The sequence below is a fragment of the Streptomyces sp. NPDC021020 genome, from assembly GCF_044333285.1.
In the GTDB taxonomy this organism is placed as follows: domain Bacteria; phylum Actinomycetota; class Actinomycetes; order Streptomycetales; family Streptomycetaceae; genus Actinacidiphila.
Genome location: NZ_JBIRQQ010000003.1, coordinates 495,585 through 513,121, shown reverse-complemented (window position 1 = coordinate 513,121; position 17,537 = coordinate 495,585). Strand labels below are relative to the sequence as shown.

The window sequence follows — 17,537 nt, the reverse complement described above, 5'->3', positions numbered from 1 at the left end:
GCCTACGACTACAGGCCCTCGCCGCGGCAGCTAAGGAGAAGCAGCCCGAAACTCATGACGGGAACGACCCTAACCCGACGCGGGCGGTTTCACGCAGCCGATGTGCGCTTCCTCTCAGCATGCAAGATGCCTGGCGGTGTCCACCTGAGTACCGGCGCTTCGCTCCTTCTCGTCAATCTGCGGTAAAAGTGGTGACAGAGCGTGGATATGGTGCCACATTGCGTATATGGACACCTCTGCAGCCTTCACGCCCGTTTTCTGCACGATCATCCCGCCGCACGTCCTGGACAAACTGGCCCGTCACGACGACGCGGCGCTGTCCGGCCCCGCCCGCCGCACCCTGGAGCACGACGCCCGCGAGCGCACCCGGCGGCACCTGGCCGCGGCGCTCGGCCCGACCCTCCGGCACACCGGCGCCGCCTCCGACAAGCCGCAGCGCACGATCTACGACGCCGGGCACCAGGACAACCTGCCCGGCAGCAAGGTGCGCGCCGAGGGCGCCGACCCGTCGGCCGACGCGAGCGTCAACCGCGCCTACGACGCGCTCGGCGCGACCTTCGAGACGTATCTGAAGGCCTACGGCCGGCACTCCATCGACGACCAGGGCCTGCCGCTCAACGCGTCCGTGCACTACCTGAAGGACTACAACAACGCCTTCTGGAACGGCGAGCAGATGGTCTTCGGGGACGGCGACGGCCGGATCTTCCTCGACTTCACCCTCCCGCTGGACGTGATCGGCCACGAGCTGACGCACGGCGTCACGCAGTACACCGCCAACCTGGACTACCAGGGCCAGTCCGGCGCGCTCAACGAGTCGGTCTCCGACGTCTTCGGCAGCCTCATCAAGCAGTACGCCGCCGGGCAGACCGCCGACCAGGCCGACTGGCTCATCGGCGCGGGCCTGCTCGCCCCCGGCGTCCACGGCGTCGCCCTGCGCTCGATGAAGGCGCCCGGCACCGCGTACGACGACCCGCAGCTCGGCAAGGACCCGCAGCCCGCGGACATGGCCCACTACGTGCGCACCCCGCAGGACAACGGCGGCGTGCACATCAACTCCGGCATCCCCAACCGCGCCTTCTACCTCACCGCGGCCGCGATCGGCGGCCACGCCTGGGAGAAGGCCGGGCAGATCTGGTACGACACGCTCACCGGTGGATCCCTTTCGGCCGGCGCCCAGTTCGCCGACTTCGCCGCGGTCACCGTCGCCGCGGCCACCGCCCGCTACGGTGAGGGGGACGAGAGCCGCGCGGTCCAGGCCGCCTGGCAGGAGGTCGGCGTCAAGCCCGCCGCGCACCACGGCGCCGGCGTCCCCCGCCAGCAGCCCGGCCAGACCCAGGAGGTATGAGCCCGCCGATGCGTATCGAGGTGACCCGCTCCGGCGGCTTCGCAGGCCTGTCCCGGCACGCCGTCCTGGACACCGCCGCCCGCCCGGACGCGGATCACCTCCACGCCCTGGCCCGCTCCGCCCTGGCCGCCCCCCCCACGGTCCCGACCCCGACGCGCGACGGCTACACGTACACCGTCACCGTCGACGGCCGCACGATCGAGGCCGCCGACCCGACCCTGACCCCGGCGCAGCGCGAACTCGTCGCGGAGGTGCTGGGGGAAGGGGCGTAGCCCCCGCGGGGGGCGGGGCGGCGTAATTGCGCCATTCCCCGCCCCCGCGGGAACCCCGCGCTCCCCCACGCAGTCCAAAGCTGCGGTGCCGCCCGTACGGCACCCCGGCCGGAGGCCGGTCGTCACCGGCGTCCGGGGGGATCGCAGTGAGCGCGGAAGAGACACCCGCCCAGAAGAAGCAGCGCGCGGCCGACTTACGGTCCTGCGCGGCCCGCGCCAGGACCCTCGCGTCCTCCCTGGGCGGTTACCTGACCACCACGGTGAACCAGGCCACGGCCAACCCGCCGGTGTGGAAGGGCCCGTACGCGGAGCAGACCACCGCCACTCTCACCGGCGAACACAAAACGCTCGGCGAGATGGCGGCCGGGCTGCTCGCCGACGCGAAGCGCTGGGTCGCCGAGGCCGACCGGCTGGACGACGAGGCAGCCAAACACCCGGCCAAGGCACCCGCCCGGAGCGGGCATTGAGCCCCGGCAGCGCCGGGGACACGGGGACCGGCTTCCACGGCTTCGACACCCCGCAGATCCGCACGATGGCCGGGCACATGAAGACCATCAGCCCGCAGGCCTTCGGTATGCACCAGAACCTGACGAGCCTGCTGCAAGAGGTACAGGGGCTGATGAAGGGCAAACCGGCCACGACGAACCACCTGCTGCAACCGCTCGTCCACCAGGTCCTGTCGTCGGCCTACCGCGGCGTGCCCTTCGCGCTGCGCACGCAGCTCGACACCACCTCGATGTCCCTCTACCGCCGCTGCGACCACCTGGACGCCGTAGCGTCACTGGACCAGACCGGCTACACGATCGACCCCGGTCTGGAGTTCGCCGACGAGCCGCCCCCGGACCGGGCGAAGATCGACGCCTCGCTCGGCTACTTCGACGACCACATCGGCGACCCGGATGCCTCGCAGGAGATCCTCTCCGACTTCGGCGACCTCACCCCGGCGGAACTCGACGCGGTGATGTCGCGGATGACCGACACCCAGTTGCAACAGCTCAACGCCGAGATCGGCAAGCCGCCCACTCCCCCGGACGACGACAGCGCCAACCAGCAGTGGGAGTACCTCCTCCTGTCCACCTGCGGTCCCGAGACGCTCGCCCGGCTCCAGTCCCAGCTGACCAACCTGCGGTGGGAGCCGAAGCCGGCACCGCAGGACGTCGGCGACACCGAGTACGAACCGGTCGACCTACCGCTGTTCGACGGGCCCGCCGACCCCGCCACGCAGATGCAGATGGGCGGTGTGGGCGACTGCTGGTTCATGGCCTCCCTGGCGGCCGTGACAGAACAGGACCCCGACTTTCCCCGCAATCACATCCGGCAGAACGCCAACGGCACCTACACCGTGACGATCTACGACGAGTCGGGGATGGCCCATCTGGTGACCGTCGACAACAAGCTCCCGTCGCAGGACGGCAGCACGGTCTACACCCACGCCGAAGACACGGGCGTGCTGTGGCCCGCGATCTACGAGAAGGCGTACGCCCAGTACAAGGGTGGCTACGGCAACATCGAGGGCGGCTGGGGCGACCAGGGCATGAACGCGGTCACCGGTCAGAAGGCCGAGCGGCACAGCCCCCAGGACGTCTCACTGGACGATGTACAGAAGCGGCTGGCCAAGGGCGAGGCCGTCACCGTCGGCACCACATCCCGGGCGTCCAAGGACCCCCGTATGGTCGGGGACCACGAATACACCGTGCAGTCCGTCAACACGAAGGCCCACCCGCCGACCGTCACGGTGATGAACCCTTGGGGCGCCGGAGCGGGCAAGCAGCACATCGTCACCCTGACCCAGGACGAATACCGTGCGTTGTGCGACGAAGTCTCCTTCACCCCGCAGGAGGTCTGACCCGATGCCCGCCCACCGCCGTCTCGGCCGCCGGGCCGCGTACCGGTACGGCGACCTGTTCGCCGGTATCACGGGAACCAGCGAGGGCCCCGAGGACCCCTGGGCCACGCTCAACCTCAACGACACCCGCACGGGCGAGGGAGACATCTTCACCGTCCGCCCCGGCGACACCGTGCACGCCGGGCGTTACACCCTCACCTTCACCGAGGTGGTCCCCGGCGCGCGGGACGGCTACGTCACCTTCACCGTCGAAGGCCCGGGAAGTGACGATGCGAAGACCGAGTAGCAACACCCTGACCCTCGTGATCTCCGGCCTCGTGGCTGTCGGCGCGGCCGCGTACCTCATCGTCGCGCTCGGCAGCGGGTCGTCGCAGAATCCGCCGCCGCGGCCGCACCGGACGTACGTCCAGCACCCGTTGCCGCCGGGCGTGCGGGCAGACGACGTGCACAGGCTCGGACGGGGAACGTACACGTACGGCGACTTCTTCGCGGGCATCATGTCGACCAGCGGCGACGCCCCCGGGGAGCCGTGGGCCCGGCTGGCCCTCAACGACAACGGGACGCACCAGGACGACGTGGTCCAGGTCCGCGCAGGGCAGACCGTGCACGTCGGCCGCTACACGATCCGCTTCATCGACGTGATCCCCGGCGACGACCGCCACGTCACCTTCACGCTCGACGGCCCCCGCCCCACCCCCCTGCCCACGCACACCTCGCCCTCCCCGGCGGTGGACGACCCCTCCTACCCGGGCGACTACCCGCACTGACGGAGGCCGGCAGAAGCGTGGCGCAATCGCGCCATCCCCCGCACGAGGGGGAACGCAGCTCCGCCCAGCACAGTCAAAGCTACGGCGCCGTCCACCGGCGCCCCGGCCGCGACGGCCGGTCATCGCCCCAGGGGGGACGGCAGTGAACACGGAAGAGGCACCTGCCCAGCGGGAGCACCACGCACCACGCACGAGGCAGCCGGGACGCCGACGGACCGGCAAGACCGCGACCCTCCTCGTTTCCGCCCTCGTCGCCCTCGGCGCCGCCGCCTACCTCACCGTCACGCTGGTCGGCAACGCCCAGCAGCGCGCGCGGGAGGCCCGGCAGCCGCCGCCGCTGACGGCGCACGCGGCCGACACCCAGCGGCTGCTCGTCCAGCGGTGGTTCAGAGCCGACCACCCGCCGAACGTCGCCACGCGGGCGGACGGCACGGACATCGGGCTCAGCGCCGTGGAGCCCTCGCGGAAGACGGCTCCGGACACGCTCGGCCTCTACCTCTTCCAGTCCGGGACACCGAGTCCGACCGTCTACAAGAACGTGCGCACCGGCGACACGTTCACCGCGCTCGGCATACGCGTCACCGTGCTCAAGGTCTGGCGCATGCCCAACCCCGCCCACGACGCCCTCGACGTCCGGGTCGCCCCCGCCTGACACGCCCCGGCACTCCCGGAACCGCGAGCCACCCGGCTCCGTCCAACCGGCGCACACGCAGACGTCACACACTGGGGGGGAAATCGGTGAGCATCCAGGAGTCGGCGATGCGGCAGCCGAGTAGAGGGGCCCTGGCCCTCGCGATCTCCGCCCTCGTCGCCCTCGGCGCGGCCGCGTACCTCGCCGTCGCGCTGCTCGGCGGCGGATCCGGGCATCACACCCCCGACGCCCGCAGCGGCGGCGACTCCGGCGAGCCGCCGCCGCTCGGGGCGCACGGTGCGGGCGTGCAGCGGCTCACCGTCCAGCGGTGGTTCGACACCGGCCACCCCCTGCACGCCACCGAGCGGGCCGATGGAGCGAAGGTCGGGCTCGGCGCCGCGAAACCCACGGCGGACACCCCTCCGGACGCGCTCGACGTCTCGCTATTCCAGGCGGCCCCGCGTCAGCTCGTGCACCGGAGCGTCCGCACCGGCGACACGTTCACCGCGCTCGGCATACGCGTCACCGTACTCAAGGTCTGGCGCATGCCCAACCCCGCCCACGACGCCCTCGACGTCCGGGTCAGCCCCGCCTGACGTACCCCGGCGCTCCCGGAACCACGAGCCACCCGGCACCGTCCAACCGGCGCACACGCAGACGTCACACACCGGGGGGAAATCGGTGAGCATCCAGGAGTCGCCCGTTCGACGAAAGCCGCCGGCGCGACGGCGGACCGGCAACACGCTCACGATCGCGGTCGCCGCGCTCGTCGCCGCCGGTGCGGCCGCGTACCTGGTCGTCGCGCTCGGCGGCGGGGAGCCGGGGCGGTCGCCGCGCCACCACCGGACGTACGTCCAGCACCCGTTGCCGCCGGGCGTGCGGGCCGACGATGTGCACGAACTCGGCCGGGGCGCGTACCACTACGGTGACTTCTTCGCGGGCATCATGTCGACCAGCGGCGACGACCCCGGCGAACCCCAGGACCGGCTGCTCCTGCGGGACAACGGGACGGACGCCGGGGACGTCTACAAGGTCCGCGCCGGGCAGACCGTCCACGTCGGGCGCTACACGATCCGCTTCATCGACGTGATCCCCGGCGACGACCGCCACGTCACCTTCACCCTCGACGGCCCGCGCCCCACGCCCCTGCCGACCCGGACGTCACCTACCCCGTCACCGTCCTACGCCGACGACTGGCCGCACTGAGTACGCATACTCACGACACCGCGCTCCCCCTTCGCGCACACTCGGCGGAGGTCTGCGCGGAGGGGGAGCGACATGGCGGGCGGGCGGCTGTGGGGTGCGGCGGCGCGGGCGGTGGTGGTCGGAGGGGTGCTCGGGGCGGTGTGGGCGCTCGCCGCCGCCCCGGTGTCCGACGGGCTGTGCCACTCCTCCGGCGACGGCGCGGACTACGGGTGCCTGGGCGTCGGGCTGATCTTCCGGCCCGCGGGCGCGATCGTCGGGGGGCTGCTGGGGTGGGTGCTGCTGGCCCTGGTGCGGGTGCCGCGGGCGACGCGGACCGCCGCCGCGGGCTTCGGGGTCTGCGTGATGCTCATCTGGGTGCAGGACTACATCGGGCCCTTCCTGCGGCTGTCCGGGCAGCTGACCGGCGACGCGCTGATCCTGGCCGCGGGCTACGGCCTCGCCCATCTGCTGGTCGCCGCCGAGACCCGGCCGCAGGTGCGGGTCGGCGTGGGCATCGCGCTGCTCGCGGTCTGGCCGCTGTCGGCGATGGCCCAGGCCTCGACCGCGTCGGGGGCCGAGCACCGGCTGCTGGACACCGTCTCGGTACCGCTCCTCGCGCCCGACGTCCCCGGCTACCGCGCGCTCTACCCGATGCCCACGGGTGTGCAGAACCACAGCTTCGAATACCTCCTGCTGGCCAAGGACACCGCGTCGGACGCCGACGACCGCGACCGGCACGGCCTCTGGGTGACCGTCGACCCCCGCCCGGCCGGCTTCGCCCCGCCGCAGCGCTGCGACGCGGAACAGGGCAGCGCGCTGTCCCACCTCTCCCCCTGCACCCCGGTCGCCGCGGACGTCTGGCGCGTCCAGCGCGACGGGAGGCGGTGGTACATCGTCCAACCGCCCGGCCGCGACGACGTCGTGGTCATGGCGACCGACGGACCGGCCGTCCCCGAGAACGACGTCCTGGCGATGGCGGCGGATCTGCGCCTGCGCACGGCGGACTTCTTCGGCGACGGGCACTGACCCGGGAAACAATGACCTGAACGTGAGCCTGAATGCATCGGATCAGCGGTCCACGCCCCCGGCACGGGAAGAGGCGGAAGGAGACGCGGCGCGTGCGGCCGGCCGAAAACGATCGGGGTCACGCCCCGGTTTCCGGATCGGCCCGGGCGCGCGTCCTCCTCGGCATGATCTTGCGGGTGACCGGCTCCTCGTCCTGCTGCCAGTAGGCGAGAGTGTCCCGGACGTCCGTGGTCTGCGGGTGGTCGGGGCCCAGCACCCGGGTCACGTCCCTCAGCAGCGCCTCGAAGTCGGCCACCGCGCCGACGACGTCCGCGGACTCGCCGCGCAGCCTGGCCCGGTGGTGCCGGGTGGCGAGGGTGTCCGGGTGGTCGGGCCCCAGCACCCGCAGCCTGTCCGCCAACAGCTCCTCCAGCTCGGCGCCCGCGGCCGCGGCGCCGGTGGTACCGCCGACGGCTCCCCGCCAGCAGGCGAGGTCGTGCCGGGTGGCGAGGGTGTCGGGGTGGTCGGGCCCCAGCACCCGCAGCCTGTCCGCCAACAGCTCCTCCAACTCGGCGGCGGCGCCCGCGGTGTCGCCGTCGCGTGCCCGGAGCCTTGCGATGTTGTGGCGGGTCGCGAGGGTGTCCAGGTGGTCGGGGCCCAGCACCCGGGTCCTGTCATCCAGCAACTGCTTGAGCGCGGCGGTCGCGTTGGCCACGTCCCCGGCGCCGCCCTGCCAGTAGGCGAGGTTCCCGCGGGTGGTGAGGGTGTGGGGGTGGTCGGGGCCCAGCACCCGCAGCCGCTCGGCGAGCAGCGTCTCGAAGGCGGCCACGGCGCCGGCCGCGTCCCCCGCCGCACCGCGCCAGTAGGCCAGGTCGTGCCGGGTCGCGAGGGTGTCGGGGTGGTCGGGGCCGAGGTGGCGGCGGGCGGAGTCGGCGAGTTGCTGGAAGTGGTCCACGGCGGCGTCGGCCCGGCCCGCCACGCCGAGGCTCCTGCCGAAGCGGTAGAGCAGCGCGTGGACGCCGGGGTGGTGCAGGGCGTCACCGGCCGTGCGGGCGAGGGCGAGGGCGTTCGCCCGCAGTGCCTGGGCGAGGCCGGTGTCGCGTTCCACCTCGGGCCAGGCCGCGGTCAGGGCGTTCGCGGCCGTACGCGCGAGCGCGTCCTGCTCGGGCCCGCCGACGGTGTCCCGGACGGCCCGCTGGACGACCTGGTGCACGTAGACGGAGCCGGGAACGGCCTCCACGTCGTGGTCGACCAGGTTCAGCCGGTGCAGTACGCGTAAGGCCGCCACCGCCTTCTCCGGCGTCACCTTCCGCCCCTGCCACAGGTCCGCGGCGGCGCGGGTCAGGTGGCCGAGGGCGTGCGGGCCGGTGAGAACGGGGACGGGGATGCCGTTGGAGTCGAGCATCGCGGCGAGTTGCAGCAGGGGGCGGGCGAGTCCGGCGGGCTCCTGGGCGTCGGCGCGGTCGAGCGAGAGCGACCAGGCCGCGGCCACGCTCGCCGTCTGGTCGTCCGGCAGGGTGGCGGGCCGCAGTTCGTCCAGGCGCCGCGCCCGGTCCGCCAGGCGCTCCCGGTAGCCCGCGCAGCTGATCCCGGCGTCGACGAGGTAGGCGGCCGTCTGCGACAGCGCCAGCGGCAGCAGGCCCAGATCGGCGGCCAGCCCGGCGACCTCCTCGGCGGGCTCCGTCCTGCCGCGGGCCGCGAGTGAGGACGTGAGGTAGGCGGTCGCCTCGTCCGGCGTGAACAGGCCGACCGTGACCATGCGGCGATCGGCTCTGGACAGCGCGGCGTCCCGGCTGCGCGTCGTCGCGACCGTCCGGCCGCAGGGGCTCTCCGGCGGCCACAGGCCGGTCAGGTCGGCGGGAGCCATGATGTTGTCCAGGACCACGAGCCAGCGCACCTGGGCGGCCGGGGACGCGGGCCGGGGCTCCAGCCAGATCAGGAAGTCCTCGGCCGCGCGCGCCGGGTTGTCGCCCTTGGGTCGCATGACCTTCTCCGCGGCCTCGGCGTACGCGTCGATGACCGCCTGTCTGCTCGACGCCGTGACCCACACCAGCAGGTCGATCTTCTGACCGAGCAGGGCGTTGCGGGCGTGCCGGGCGGCGAGCTGGGTCTTGCCGACCCCGCCCATCCCCGTCAGCACCTCGCAGGGCACCGCCGTGCCGGGCGGGTCGAACGCGAGGTCCAGGTCCCTGATCACGCCGCGTTCCTGGAAGCAGTCCGCCGCCGGAGGCACCAGCCCCACCCGCACCGGCCAGCGGGTCGGCTCCGGAGCAGCCGCGGCCCCGTAGTGGTGGTGCTGGTGGATGTCGCCCGCCTCACCGGCCACGATCGCTCCGCCGTGGCCGCTGATGGCGGGCCGGGCCGGGGCGAGCGGGGCGGCCGCGGCGGGGAGGCGCGGCCGCAGCAACCGGGTCTCGCCCGTTCCGGGTCCGCTCAGCCCTGCGGCGAACCCGGCAACGGAGGGTTTGCCGCCTGCTCACCGCCCGTCGGGACGCCGCCCATCCGGACGCCGCCCATCCGGAGCGCGGCCACCGCCCCGCCCTCCGCGTGGACGTCCACGCCTCCACCGGTGGTCACGCCCCCACCGCCCCCGGACGGCCCGGACCGCAGCGCGGCGACGGCGCTCCTGAGGGCCGCGGCCAGCGCGGCGTCGTGCTCGACGGCCTCGTCCAGGGCGTCGGCCAGCCGCCGCCGGGTCCGCTCCGAGATCTCGCCCTCCCCCGCCGCGGCCTCCTCGCCCGCCAGGCGCAGCGCCGAGTCCTCGCCCAGCGCGCCCGCCACCAGTCCGTGCAGGTGCCGCATGCGCGCGTCCAGCTCGCCGTCGCCGTCCGCGTCCGGCTGCCCCGCCGCCCGCCGGGCCGTCCGCACCAGCCACGCACACGTGCAGCCGATCGCGATGTCCACACCCGTCACCACGAACCCCCCAGCGTGATCTGCCGCTTACGCCGACGGTAGCCACTGCCCTCCGGTCCCCACAACCGGCACGGCCTCCGCCCCCGCTGTCGCAGACGGCCCAGGCGTCCGCCGTCGACCGCCCCGCCCGGCACCGCCTGTCCCCCTGCACCCCGGTCGCCCCCGAGGGCTGGCGCGTCCAGCGCTACGACCACCGCGTCCCGGATTTCCGTGCGCTTCCGACCGTAGGTATCCGCCGGTCAAGGCGCCCTGGTTCCCCTCCGCCAACTCACCTTAGGATCAAGCGAGTTCCATGGAGCCCCACCCAGCGCGACGGGACGGGTGCCACGCGTTACCACGCACGGGGCACCGCCGCACAGCCACAACGACCAGGGAGGGAATCATGACCACCAAGCGAAGCAGGCCGCTGGCCGCAACGTGCATCGCCGCCGGCGTGCTGGCCCTGGGCGCGCTCACCACCGCGCCCGCGCAGGCCTCCACCACCTGCAACAGCACCCGCATATGTCTCCACCAGCCGAACGGCAACATCACGAACGTCGATGTGAGCACCGTGCCGCACTGCGTATACAACGGTGCTACCAGCCAATACCCCGGCCCCATCGGGAACGACTACATCCGGAGCCGCTCCATTTACGCGGTCGCCATGTACTACGACTCGAACGGCGACGGCCGTCTGGCTGACTCGGAGGCCTTCTACCTCTCCAAAGAGGTGACGGTGACCCTCAACCCCAACAGCCGGTACTACTACTGCCTGGCCTGACGGCGGAAGGCCGCCGGTCACAGGCGACCGACGGACTTCTACGGGTGGGCGGGCCGGGCGTCAGCAGACGAAGCCGTCCGTGCGGGTCCAGTAGTTGAGGGCGTTCCAGGTGTTGGGGCCGACGATGCCGTCGACCGACAGGCCCGCGCAGCCCTGGAACGACTTCACGTCCGCCTTGGTCGCGTCGCCGAAGATGCCGTCGCGGGCGAGGACGCTGGACCGCAGCGAATACCACAGCTCGCACTGGACCTGCTGGACGGCCGCGCCGGTGCTGCCGTAGCCCACCTGGGGCTGGCTGCTGGTGTAGTTGCACAGGCTCGAGGCCTCGGCCGAGGCGCTGGGCGCGGCGGCGACGCCGATCGACAGGGCGAGGCCGGCAGTGGCGAACGCGGCCGCAATCTGCTTCTTCATAGGTGAACTCCTCCGTTGGCGGCCCACGGTGGGCCGTGCCCAAGTCGATCACCCGGGAAGTGCGCGCCAACAGACGCGCTTTGGTCAACTACGGTGCGTGTAACGCGAAACAACCGCCGTTTGCAGGTGCCAGCGATTGCGCGGGGGCGGGTAATTCCCACGGGGAACGGGATTTCTCCCGCTACTCCCAGGTACGGCATCGCGTCCACCCTGACCTCGGGCGGAACGGTCCGGTGATCTACGCCCGTAGCGCGTGCGGAGCGCGAAGGAATTCCGCACGCGGGGCTGACCGAAAACAATCCAGAGGGTGCGTCCGGTTTGCAGGTGCCGAATTCCGCGGGCATCTGCCGTGGGCGTCGTGGCGGATTGCCGGGTCCGCGGGGGGTGCGGCGGCCTAAAGTCGTGGGGAAGGCGTACGGGTGGGGGTGGCGGCGGTGGACGGGGACGTGACGATCCGCGCGGAGGGCGACGGGGCGGTCGCGGCACGCACCATGCGGGACGTCCACGTGCACCTTCCGGCGCGGGGCGCCGTGGCCTGGCCGCATGTGGTGGGGGTGATCCCGCCGCGCGCGGGGGCGTTCCAGGACCGGGCGGAACGGGCACGGCTGCGCGAGGCCGCACCGTGCCAGGTGCTCAGCGGCATGGGCGGCGTCGGCAAGACGCAACTGGCCGCCGACCTGGCAGAAGAGGTGCTGCGCCAGCAGGGCGTGGACCTGCTCGTGTGGCTCTCCGCGGGCAGCCGCACCGCGATCGTCGCGGGGCTGGCCCAGGCAGGCGCCGAGGTCTGCGGAGCGGACCCGTCCGACCCCGAGCAGGCCACGCGGACCTTCCTCGCGTGGCTACGGGCAGGGCCGCGCCGCTGGCTCGTCGTCCTCGACGACATCGCCGACCCGGCAGACGTCAAGGGCCTGTGGCCCCCGGCGGTCGAGCACGGCAGGACCGTCGTGACGACCCGCCGCCGCGACGCCGCCCTCGCCGGGAACGGCCGCCGGGTCGTACAGGTCGGGACCTTCACCGCAGCGGAAGCCGCGACGTACCTCGCCTCAGCACTGGAGGAGGCGGGCCGGGCCGAACCCACAGCCGAGCTGGCCTCGCTGGCGGACGAGCTGGGCTGCCTGCCGCTGGCGCTCTCGCAGGCGGCGGCCTACGTCGTGGACGCGGGCATCCCGGTGGCCAAGTACCGCGACCTGCTCGCGCGAAGGGTCCGCACGCTGGAGGACGTCAGTCCGGACGTCCTCCCCGACGACCAGCCCCACACCATGGCCGCCGCCTGGCAACTGTCCGTCGAACGCGCGGACGCCCTCCGCCCGTACGGCCTGGCACGCCCCATGCTGGAGCTGGCCTCCTTCCTCGCCCCGAGCATCCCGGCGGCCGTGCTGACGAGCGAGCCCTCACTCGCGCACCTCACCGTCCAGCGCACACAGCCGGTCACGGCGGACGACGCGGCCGGTGCGCTGCGCGCGCTGCACCGCCTCAGCCTCCTGACGGCGCCGGGACCGGACGACGACGAGGGGTACGTCCGCGTGCACCAGATCGTCCGACGCGCGACCCGCGAGAGGCTGGCCGACGGCCGGTACGGCGAGACGGCTCGCGCGGCAGCCGACGCCCTGATGGCGGTGTGGCCGAGCATCGAACGCGACACCGCCCTGGCCCAGGCCCTACGCGCGTGCGCGACGGCGCTGATCACCTGCACCGAGGAGGGCGCCGAGCACCCTCCATGTCTCTTCGTGCCCAACGCGCACCCGCTGCTCCACCATCTCGGGCTCAGCCTCGGCGAATCCGGCCAGCCTGCCGCGGCCCTGGCCCATCTGCGGCGCCTCGCCGACGCGACAGCCCGCCACCTCGCCCCCGACCACCCCGACACACTTGTGGCCCGCGTCAACGCCGCCCAGTGGCAGGGCCGTTCTGGTGATGCCCTCGGAGCCGCCGGAGCCCTCACCGAACTCCTGGACGACATGGTGCGCGTGTTCGGCCCCAAGCATCGCGACACCCTCACCGCCTTCGCCAACGCGGCCTTCTGGCTGGGCTCGGCGGGCGACTTCGCGGGAGCCGCCGCCGACTTCGCGGACCTGCTGGCCGACATGCTGCGGATCCTCGGGCCCGACCACCCCGACACCCTTACCGCCCGCGCCAACCTCGCCCGCTGGCAGGGCCAGGCAGGGGACGCCGCCGGAGCCGCCGCCACCTACGGAGATGTCGTCGAGGACATGACGCGCACGCTCGGGCCCGACCACCCCAACACGCTCACCGCCCGCAACAACCACGCCTATTTCCGGGGCGAAGCCGGGGATGCCGCCGGAGCCGCCACCGCCTGCGCCGAACTCCTCGCCGACCGCCTCCGCGTCCTCGGACCGGACCACCCCGAGACCCTTGCGACCTGCGCCAACCTCGCTTACTGGCTGGCCGGCGCAGGGGAGTTGGCCCAGGCCATGTTCACCTACACCGAGTTGCTGGACGACCAACTGCGCATCCTCGGGCCGGACCACCCCGACACACTCACCACCCGCGGCAACCTCGTCTCCTGGCGGGCGGTGGTAGGAGACCTCACCGGGGCCGTCGCCGCACAAGCCGCACTGCTCGGCGACTTGGAGCGCACCCTCGGCCCCCGCCACCCCAGCTCACTCCAAGCCAGCAGAATCCTGACCCTGTTGCAGGAGCGTGCCGGCAAGTCCCGGGCGTAGGCGCCCGCCGGATGCGGTGACGGAACGGTGGCCCGCAGTGAGCGGGCGGTCCTAAAGTCGTCGGGACGCCGTACGGCAGTTGGGGGGCGGGGCGCGTGGCGGTGGACGGGACGGGCGGCTCCGGCGAGGTGCCGGTGCCGGTGCGCGTGACGTCCCAGGGGCCGGGATCCGTCGCGGCCCACACGATGGGGGACGTCCACGTGCATCTGCCCGCGCGGGGTGCTGTGGCGTGGCCGCATGTGGTGGGCGTCGTGCCGCCGCGTGCGGGGGCGTTCCAGGACCGGGCGGAACGGGCACGGCTGCGCGAGGCGGTGAGCGGGGGCGGCACGGCGGTGCTGTGCCAGGTGCTCAGCGGAATGGGCGGGGTCGGCAAGACGCAACTGGCTGCTGACCTGGCGGAAGAGGTGCTGCGCGAGCGGGACGTGGAGCTGCTGGTGTGGCTCTCGGCGGGCAGCCGCACCGCGATCCTCGCGGGGCTGGCGCAGGCCGGGGCCGAGGTCTGCGGAGCGGACCCGTCCGACCCCGAACAGGCCACGCTCACCTTCCTCGCGTGGCTACGGGCCGGTCCCCGCCGCTGGCTGATCGTCCTGGACGACGTCGCCGACCCGGCGGACGTCAAGGGCCTGTGGCCCCCGGTGGTGGAGCACGGCAGGACGGTGCTGACGACCCGCCGCCGGGACGCCGCCCTCGCCGGGAACCGCCGCCGGTTGGTGCAGGTCGGGACCTTCACCTCGCAGGAGGCGGTGACGTACCTCGCCTCAGCGCTGGAGCAGGCGGGTCGGGCCGAACCGGCCGACGAGCTGGCCGGGTTGGCGGCGGACCTGGGCTGTCTGCCGCTGGCACTCTCGCAGGCGGCGGCATACGTGGTGGACGCGGGGATCCCGGTCGCGAAGTACCGGGACCTGCTGGCGCGGAGGGTGCGCACGCTGGACGAGGTCACTCCGGATGTGCTGCCTGATGACCAGCCCCACACCATGGCCGCCGCCTGGCAGCTGTCCGTCGAGCGAGCGGACGGGCTACGCCCGTACGGCCTGGCCCGCCCGATGCTGGAGCTGGCCTCCTTCCTGGCCCCGAGCATCCCGGCGGCCGTCCTGACGAGCAGGCCCGCTCTCGAATACCTCGCCCCGGACGGCACGCTCACCCCCGATGACGCGGCGGGTGCGCTGCGCGCGCTGCACCGCCTCAGCCTCCTGACGGCACCGGAACCGGACGACGACGGGGGGTACGTCCGCGTGCACCAGATCGTCCAACGCGCGACACACGACACGTTGACCGCCGGGCCGTACGGCGAGACGGCCCGCGCTGCAGCCGACGCCCTGATGGCGGTGTGGCCGGACACCGAGCGCGACACCGCCCTGGTCCAGGCCCTGCGCGCGTGCTCCGTCACGCTGATCTCCGTCACGGAGGAGTGGCCGGTGGACACGGCGTGCTTGTACGAGCCCGATGCCCATCCGCTGTTCTTCCGGACCGGAATGAGTCTCGGGAAATCCGGCCAGGTCGCCACAGCAGCGGCCCATTTCGCGAACCTCGTCCAGACAGCCGTCGCCCGTCTCGGCCCTGACCACCTCGACGCCCTCATCGCCCGTAACAACCTCGCCCACTGGCAAGGCCACGCGGGAGACGCCACCGGAGCCGCCCTCGCCTACACCGAACTCCTCACGGACTGCCTGCGGGTACTCGGCCCCGACCACCTCTACACCCTCACGAGCCGCAACAACCTCGCCAACTGGCAAGGCCACGCGGGAGACGCCACCGGAGCCGTCCTCGCCTACGCCGAACTCCTCAACGACCGCCTTCGCGTCCTCGGACCCGACCACCCCGACACCCTCACCACCCGCAACAACCTCGCCCACTGGCAAGGCGAGGCGGGAGACGCCACCGGAGCCGCCGCCGCATTCGCCGAACTCCTCGACGACCGCCTCCGTATCCTCGGCCCCGATCACCCCGACACCCTCAACACCCTCAACAACCAGGCCCACTGGCAGGCACAGGCCGGCGAGGCCCAGCCGTAGCCCGCGCCCCGGCAGTTCGCGCAGCGCGGGGCCAACACCTCAGCAGTGACCGCACGTTGGCTCACCGTGACGGAGCGGCCTAGAGTCGTCGTGACGTCGTACGGCCGTGGGGGTGGGCGAAGTGACGGTGGGCGGATCGACCGGCTCGGACGGGGCACCGGCCCCGACTCCGGCGAGCGCGACAGCCCGTGACGTGACGGTCCACGCGGGCGGCGCGGGGTCGGTCGCGGCGCAGTCCATGCGGGACGTCAACGTGTACCACCTCCCGGCGCGGGGCACCGTGACCTGGCCGCATGTGGTGGGAGTGATCCCGCCGCGCGCGGGGGCATTCCAGGACCGCGCCGAGCGGGCGCGGCTGCGCGAGGCGGTGAACGGGGGCGGCACGGCGGTGCTGTGCCAGGTGCTCAGCGGCATGGGCGGCGTCGGCAAGACCCAGCTCGCCGCCGACCTGGCAGAAGAGCTGCTGCGCGAGCGGGACGTGGAGCTGCTGGTGTGGCTCTCCGCGGGCAGCCGCACCGCGATCGTCGCCGGGCTCGCGCAGGCAGGCGCGGAGGTCTGCGGGGCGGACGCGTCGGACCCCGAACAGGCCACGCGCACCTTCCTCGCGTGGCTGCGGACGGGGGCGCGCCGCTGGCTGGTCGTCCTGGACGACGTCGCCGACCCGGCGGACGTCAAGGGCCTGTGGCCCCCGGCGGTCGAGCACGGCCGGACCGTCGTAACGACCCGCCGCCGGGACGCCGCCCTCTCCGGGAACGGCCGCCGCTTGGTGCAGGTCGGCACGTTCACCCCGGAGGAGGCAGTGACGTACCTCGCCTCAGCGCTGGAGGAGGCGGGCCGGGCCGAACCCAAAGCCGAGCTGGCCGCGTTGGCGAAGGATCTGGGCTGCCTGCCGCTCGCGCTCTCGCAGGCGGCGGCCTACGTCGTGGACGCGGGCATCCCGGTGGCCAAGTACCGCGATCTGCTGGCGCGAAGGATCCGCACGCTGGACGAGGTCAGCCCGGATGTGCTGCCTGATGACCAGCCCCACACGATGGCCGCCGCCTGGGAACTGTCCGTGGAGCGTGCGGATGGGCTCCGCCCGTACGGCCTGGCCCGCCCGATGCTGGAGCTGGCCTCCTTCATGGCCCCGAGCATCCCGCTGGCGGTCCTGACGAGCGAGGCGGCACGCGAATACCTCGCCCCGGACGGCACGCTCACCTCCGATGACGCGATGGGTGCGCTGCGCGCGCTGCACCGCCTCAGCCTCCTGACGGCACCGGAGCCGGACGACGAGGAGGGGTACGTCCGCGTACACCAGATCGTCCAACGCGCGACCCGCGACACGCTGCCCGACGACCCGTACGGCGACACGGCCCGCGCGGCAGCCGACGCGCTGATGGCGGCGTGGCCCGAGATCGAACGCAACACCGCCCTGGCCCAGGCCCTACGCGCGTGCGCGACGGCACTGATCACCTGCACCGAGGAGGGCTCTCGCGGATCCTCGTGTCTCCACGAACCCGATGCCCACATGCTGCTCTTCCGCGCCGGGCACAGTCTGGGCGAGTCCGGCCAGATCGCCGCCGCCATCACGCACTTCCAGAACCTCACCATCACGACCAGCGACTGTCTCGACCCCGACCACCCCGACACCCTCGCCACCCGCAGCAACCTCGCCCGCTGGCAAGGCCAGGCCGGAAACACCACAAGGGCCGCCACCGCATTTGCCGAAC

17 protein-coding genes are annotated in these 17,537 nt (G+C 73.0%); 14 read left to right on the top strand and 3 right to left on the bottom strand.

The features are described from left to right. Positions 1 to 226: 226 nt before the first annotated feature. The 10 genes from ACH4SL_RS10665 (at position 227) to ACH4SL_RS10620 (ending at position 7,072) form a co-directional block, all read left to right on the top strand. A complete protein-coding gene (locus ACH4SL_RS10665; RefSeq protein ID WP_398443497.1) occupies positions 227 to 1,345 on the top strand; it encodes a M4 family metallopeptidase in 1,119 nt (372 codons plus the stop codon). A gap of 8 nt (positions 1,346 to 1,353) precedes the next feature. Further along, the gene (locus tag ACH4SL_RS10660; protein WP_398444090.1) at positions 1,354 to 1,617 is read left to right on the top strand and encodes a protealysin inhibitor emfourin; all 264 of its coding nucleotides are present in this window, start codon (positions 1,354 to 1,356) and stop codon (positions 1,615 to 1,617) included. A 146-nt stretch (positions 1,618 to 1,763) separates the two neighbouring features. Continuing rightward, the gene (locus ACH4SL_RS10655; RefSeq protein WP_398443495.1) at positions 1,764 to 2,084 is read left to right on the top strand and encodes a hypothetical protein; all 321 of its coding nucleotides are present in this window, start codon (positions 1,764 to 1,766) and stop codon (positions 2,082 to 2,084) included. After that, positions 2,081 to 3,463 (top strand): C2 family cysteine protease, encoded by a 1,383-nt coding sequence (locus ACH4SL_RS10650; protein WP_398443493.1) that lies wholly within the window; start codon positions 2,081 to 2,083, stop codon positions 3,461 to 3,463. The genes ACH4SL_RS10655 and ACH4SL_RS10650 overlap by 4 nt, the downstream gene beginning before the upstream one ends. 4 nt (positions 3,464 to 3,467) lie before the next feature. After that, the gene (locus ACH4SL_RS10645; RefSeq protein ID WP_398443491.1) at positions 3,468 to 3,749 is read left to right on the top strand and encodes a hypothetical protein; all 282 of its coding nucleotides are present in this window, start codon (positions 3,468 to 3,470) and stop codon (positions 3,747 to 3,749) included. Next, positions 3,733 to 4,230 (top strand): hypothetical protein, encoded by a 498-nt coding sequence (locus ACH4SL_RS10640; protein WP_398443489.1) that lies wholly within the window; start codon positions 3,733 to 3,735, stop codon positions 4,228 to 4,230. Before ACH4SL_RS10645 ends, ACH4SL_RS10640 begins: the two co-directional genes overlap by 17 nt. Before the next feature lie 142 nt (positions 4,231 to 4,372). Next, on the top strand, positions 4,373 to 4,882 hold the full coding sequence (locus ACH4SL_RS10635) for a hypothetical protein (protein WP_398443487.1): 510 nt from the start codon (positions 4,373 to 4,375) through the stop codon (positions 4,880 to 4,882). An 86-nt stretch (positions 4,883 to 4,968) separates the two neighbouring features. After that, complete coding sequence (locus tag ACH4SL_RS10630; RefSeq protein ID WP_398443485.1) at positions 4,969 to 5,457, top strand: hypothetical protein; 489 nt, start codon at positions 4,969 to 4,971, stop codon at positions 5,455 to 5,457. A gap of 85 nt (positions 5,458 to 5,542) precedes the next feature. Beyond that, positions 5,543 to 6,067 (top strand): hypothetical protein, encoded by a 525-nt coding sequence (locus tag ACH4SL_RS10625; RefSeq protein ID WP_398443483.1) that lies wholly within the window; start codon positions 5,543 to 5,545, stop codon positions 6,065 to 6,067. Positions 6,068 to 6,139: 72 nt separating this feature from the next. Beyond that, positions 6,140 to 7,072 carry a hypothetical protein gene (locus tag ACH4SL_RS10620; RefSeq protein WP_398443481.1) on the top strand — a complete coding sequence of 311 codons (933 nt, stop codon included), beginning with the start codon at positions 6,140 to 6,142 and terminating at the stop codon, positions 7,070 to 7,072. Between the two features lie 118 nt (positions 7,073 to 7,190). Here ACH4SL_RS10620 and ACH4SL_RS10615 read toward each other — a convergent pair whose 3' ends face one another. Both ACH4SL_RS10615 and ACH4SL_RS10610 read right to left on the bottom strand, forming a co-directional pair. After that, positions 7,191 to 9,458, bottom strand: coding sequence for a tetratricopeptide repeat protein (locus ACH4SL_RS10615; protein WP_398443479.1), 2,268 nt, complete (start codon positions 9,456 to 9,458; stop codon positions 7,191 to 7,193). Between the two features lie 26 nt (positions 9,459 to 9,484). Further along, positions 9,485 to 9,955 (bottom strand): hypothetical protein, encoded by a 471-nt coding sequence (locus ACH4SL_RS10610; protein WP_398443477.1) that lies wholly within the window; start codon positions 9,953 to 9,955, stop codon positions 9,485 to 9,487. A gap of 391 nt (positions 9,956 to 10,346) precedes the next feature. On the opposite strand from ACH4SL_RS10610, the gene ACH4SL_RS10605 reads away from it, so the two are divergent. Next, positions 10,347 to 10,724, top strand: a complete 378-nt coding sequence (locus ACH4SL_RS10605) for a hypothetical protein (protein WP_398443475.1) — start codon at positions 10,347 to 10,349, stop codon at positions 10,722 to 10,724. Between the two features lie 60 nt (positions 10,725 to 10,784). Here the strand turns inward: ACH4SL_RS10605 and ACH4SL_RS10600 are convergent, their stop codons facing one another. Further along, positions 10,785 to 11,135, bottom strand: a complete 351-nt coding sequence (locus ACH4SL_RS10600) for a peptidoglycan-binding protein (protein WP_398443473.1) — start codon at positions 11,133 to 11,135, stop codon at positions 10,785 to 10,787. A 434-nt stretch (positions 11,136 to 11,569) separates the two neighbouring features. On the opposite strand from ACH4SL_RS10600, the gene fxsT reads away from it, so the two are divergent. From fxsT to ACH4SL_RS10585, 3 genes are all read left to right on the top strand, one after another. After that, positions 11,570 to 13,816, top strand: a complete 2,247-nt coding sequence (fxsT, locus tag ACH4SL_RS10595) for an FxSxx-COOH system tetratricopeptide repeat protein (RefSeq protein WP_398443471.1) — start codon at positions 11,570 to 11,572, stop codon at positions 13,814 to 13,816. Between the two features lie 95 nt (positions 13,817 to 13,911). After that, positions 13,912 to 15,828 (top strand): tetratricopeptide repeat protein, encoded by a 1,917-nt coding sequence (locus ACH4SL_RS10590; protein WP_398443469.1) that lies wholly within the window; start codon positions 13,912 to 13,914, stop codon positions 15,826 to 15,828. A gap of 193 nt (positions 15,829 to 16,021) precedes the next feature. Then, positions 16,022 to 17,537 (top strand): NB-ARC domain-containing protein (locus tag ACH4SL_RS10585; protein WP_398443467.1); only part of this gene is annotated, 1,516 nt, incomplete at its 3' end.

Coding starts and splice junctions, on each gene's coding strand:
- ACH4SL_RS10665 (WP_398443497.1), top strand. CDS start 227: ATGGACACCTCTGCAGCCTTCACGCCCGTTTTCTGCACGATCATCCCG.
- ACH4SL_RS10660 (WP_398444090.1), top strand. CDS start 1,354: ATGCGTATCGAGGTGACCCGCTCCGGCGGCTTCGCAGGCCTGTCCCGG.
- ACH4SL_RS10645 (WP_398443491.1), top strand. CDS start 3,468: ATGCCCGCCCACCGCCGTCTCGGCCGCCGGGCCGCGTACCGGTACGGC.
- ACH4SL_RS10640 (WP_398443489.1), top strand. CDS start 3,733: ATGCGAAGACCGAGTAGCAACACCCTGACCCTCGTGATCTCCGGCCTC.
- ACH4SL_RS10620 (WP_398443481.1), top strand. CDS start 6,140: ATGGCGGGCGGGCGGCTGTGGGGTGCGGCGGCGCGGGCGGTGGTGGTC.
- ACH4SL_RS10605 (WP_398443475.1), top strand. CDS start 10,347: ATGACCACCAAGCGAAGCAGGCCGCTGGCCGCAACGTGCATCGCCGCC.
- ACH4SL_RS10600 (WP_398443473.1), bottom strand. CDS start 11,135: ATGAAGAAGCAGATTGCGGCCGCGTTCGCCACTGCCGGCCTCGCCCTG.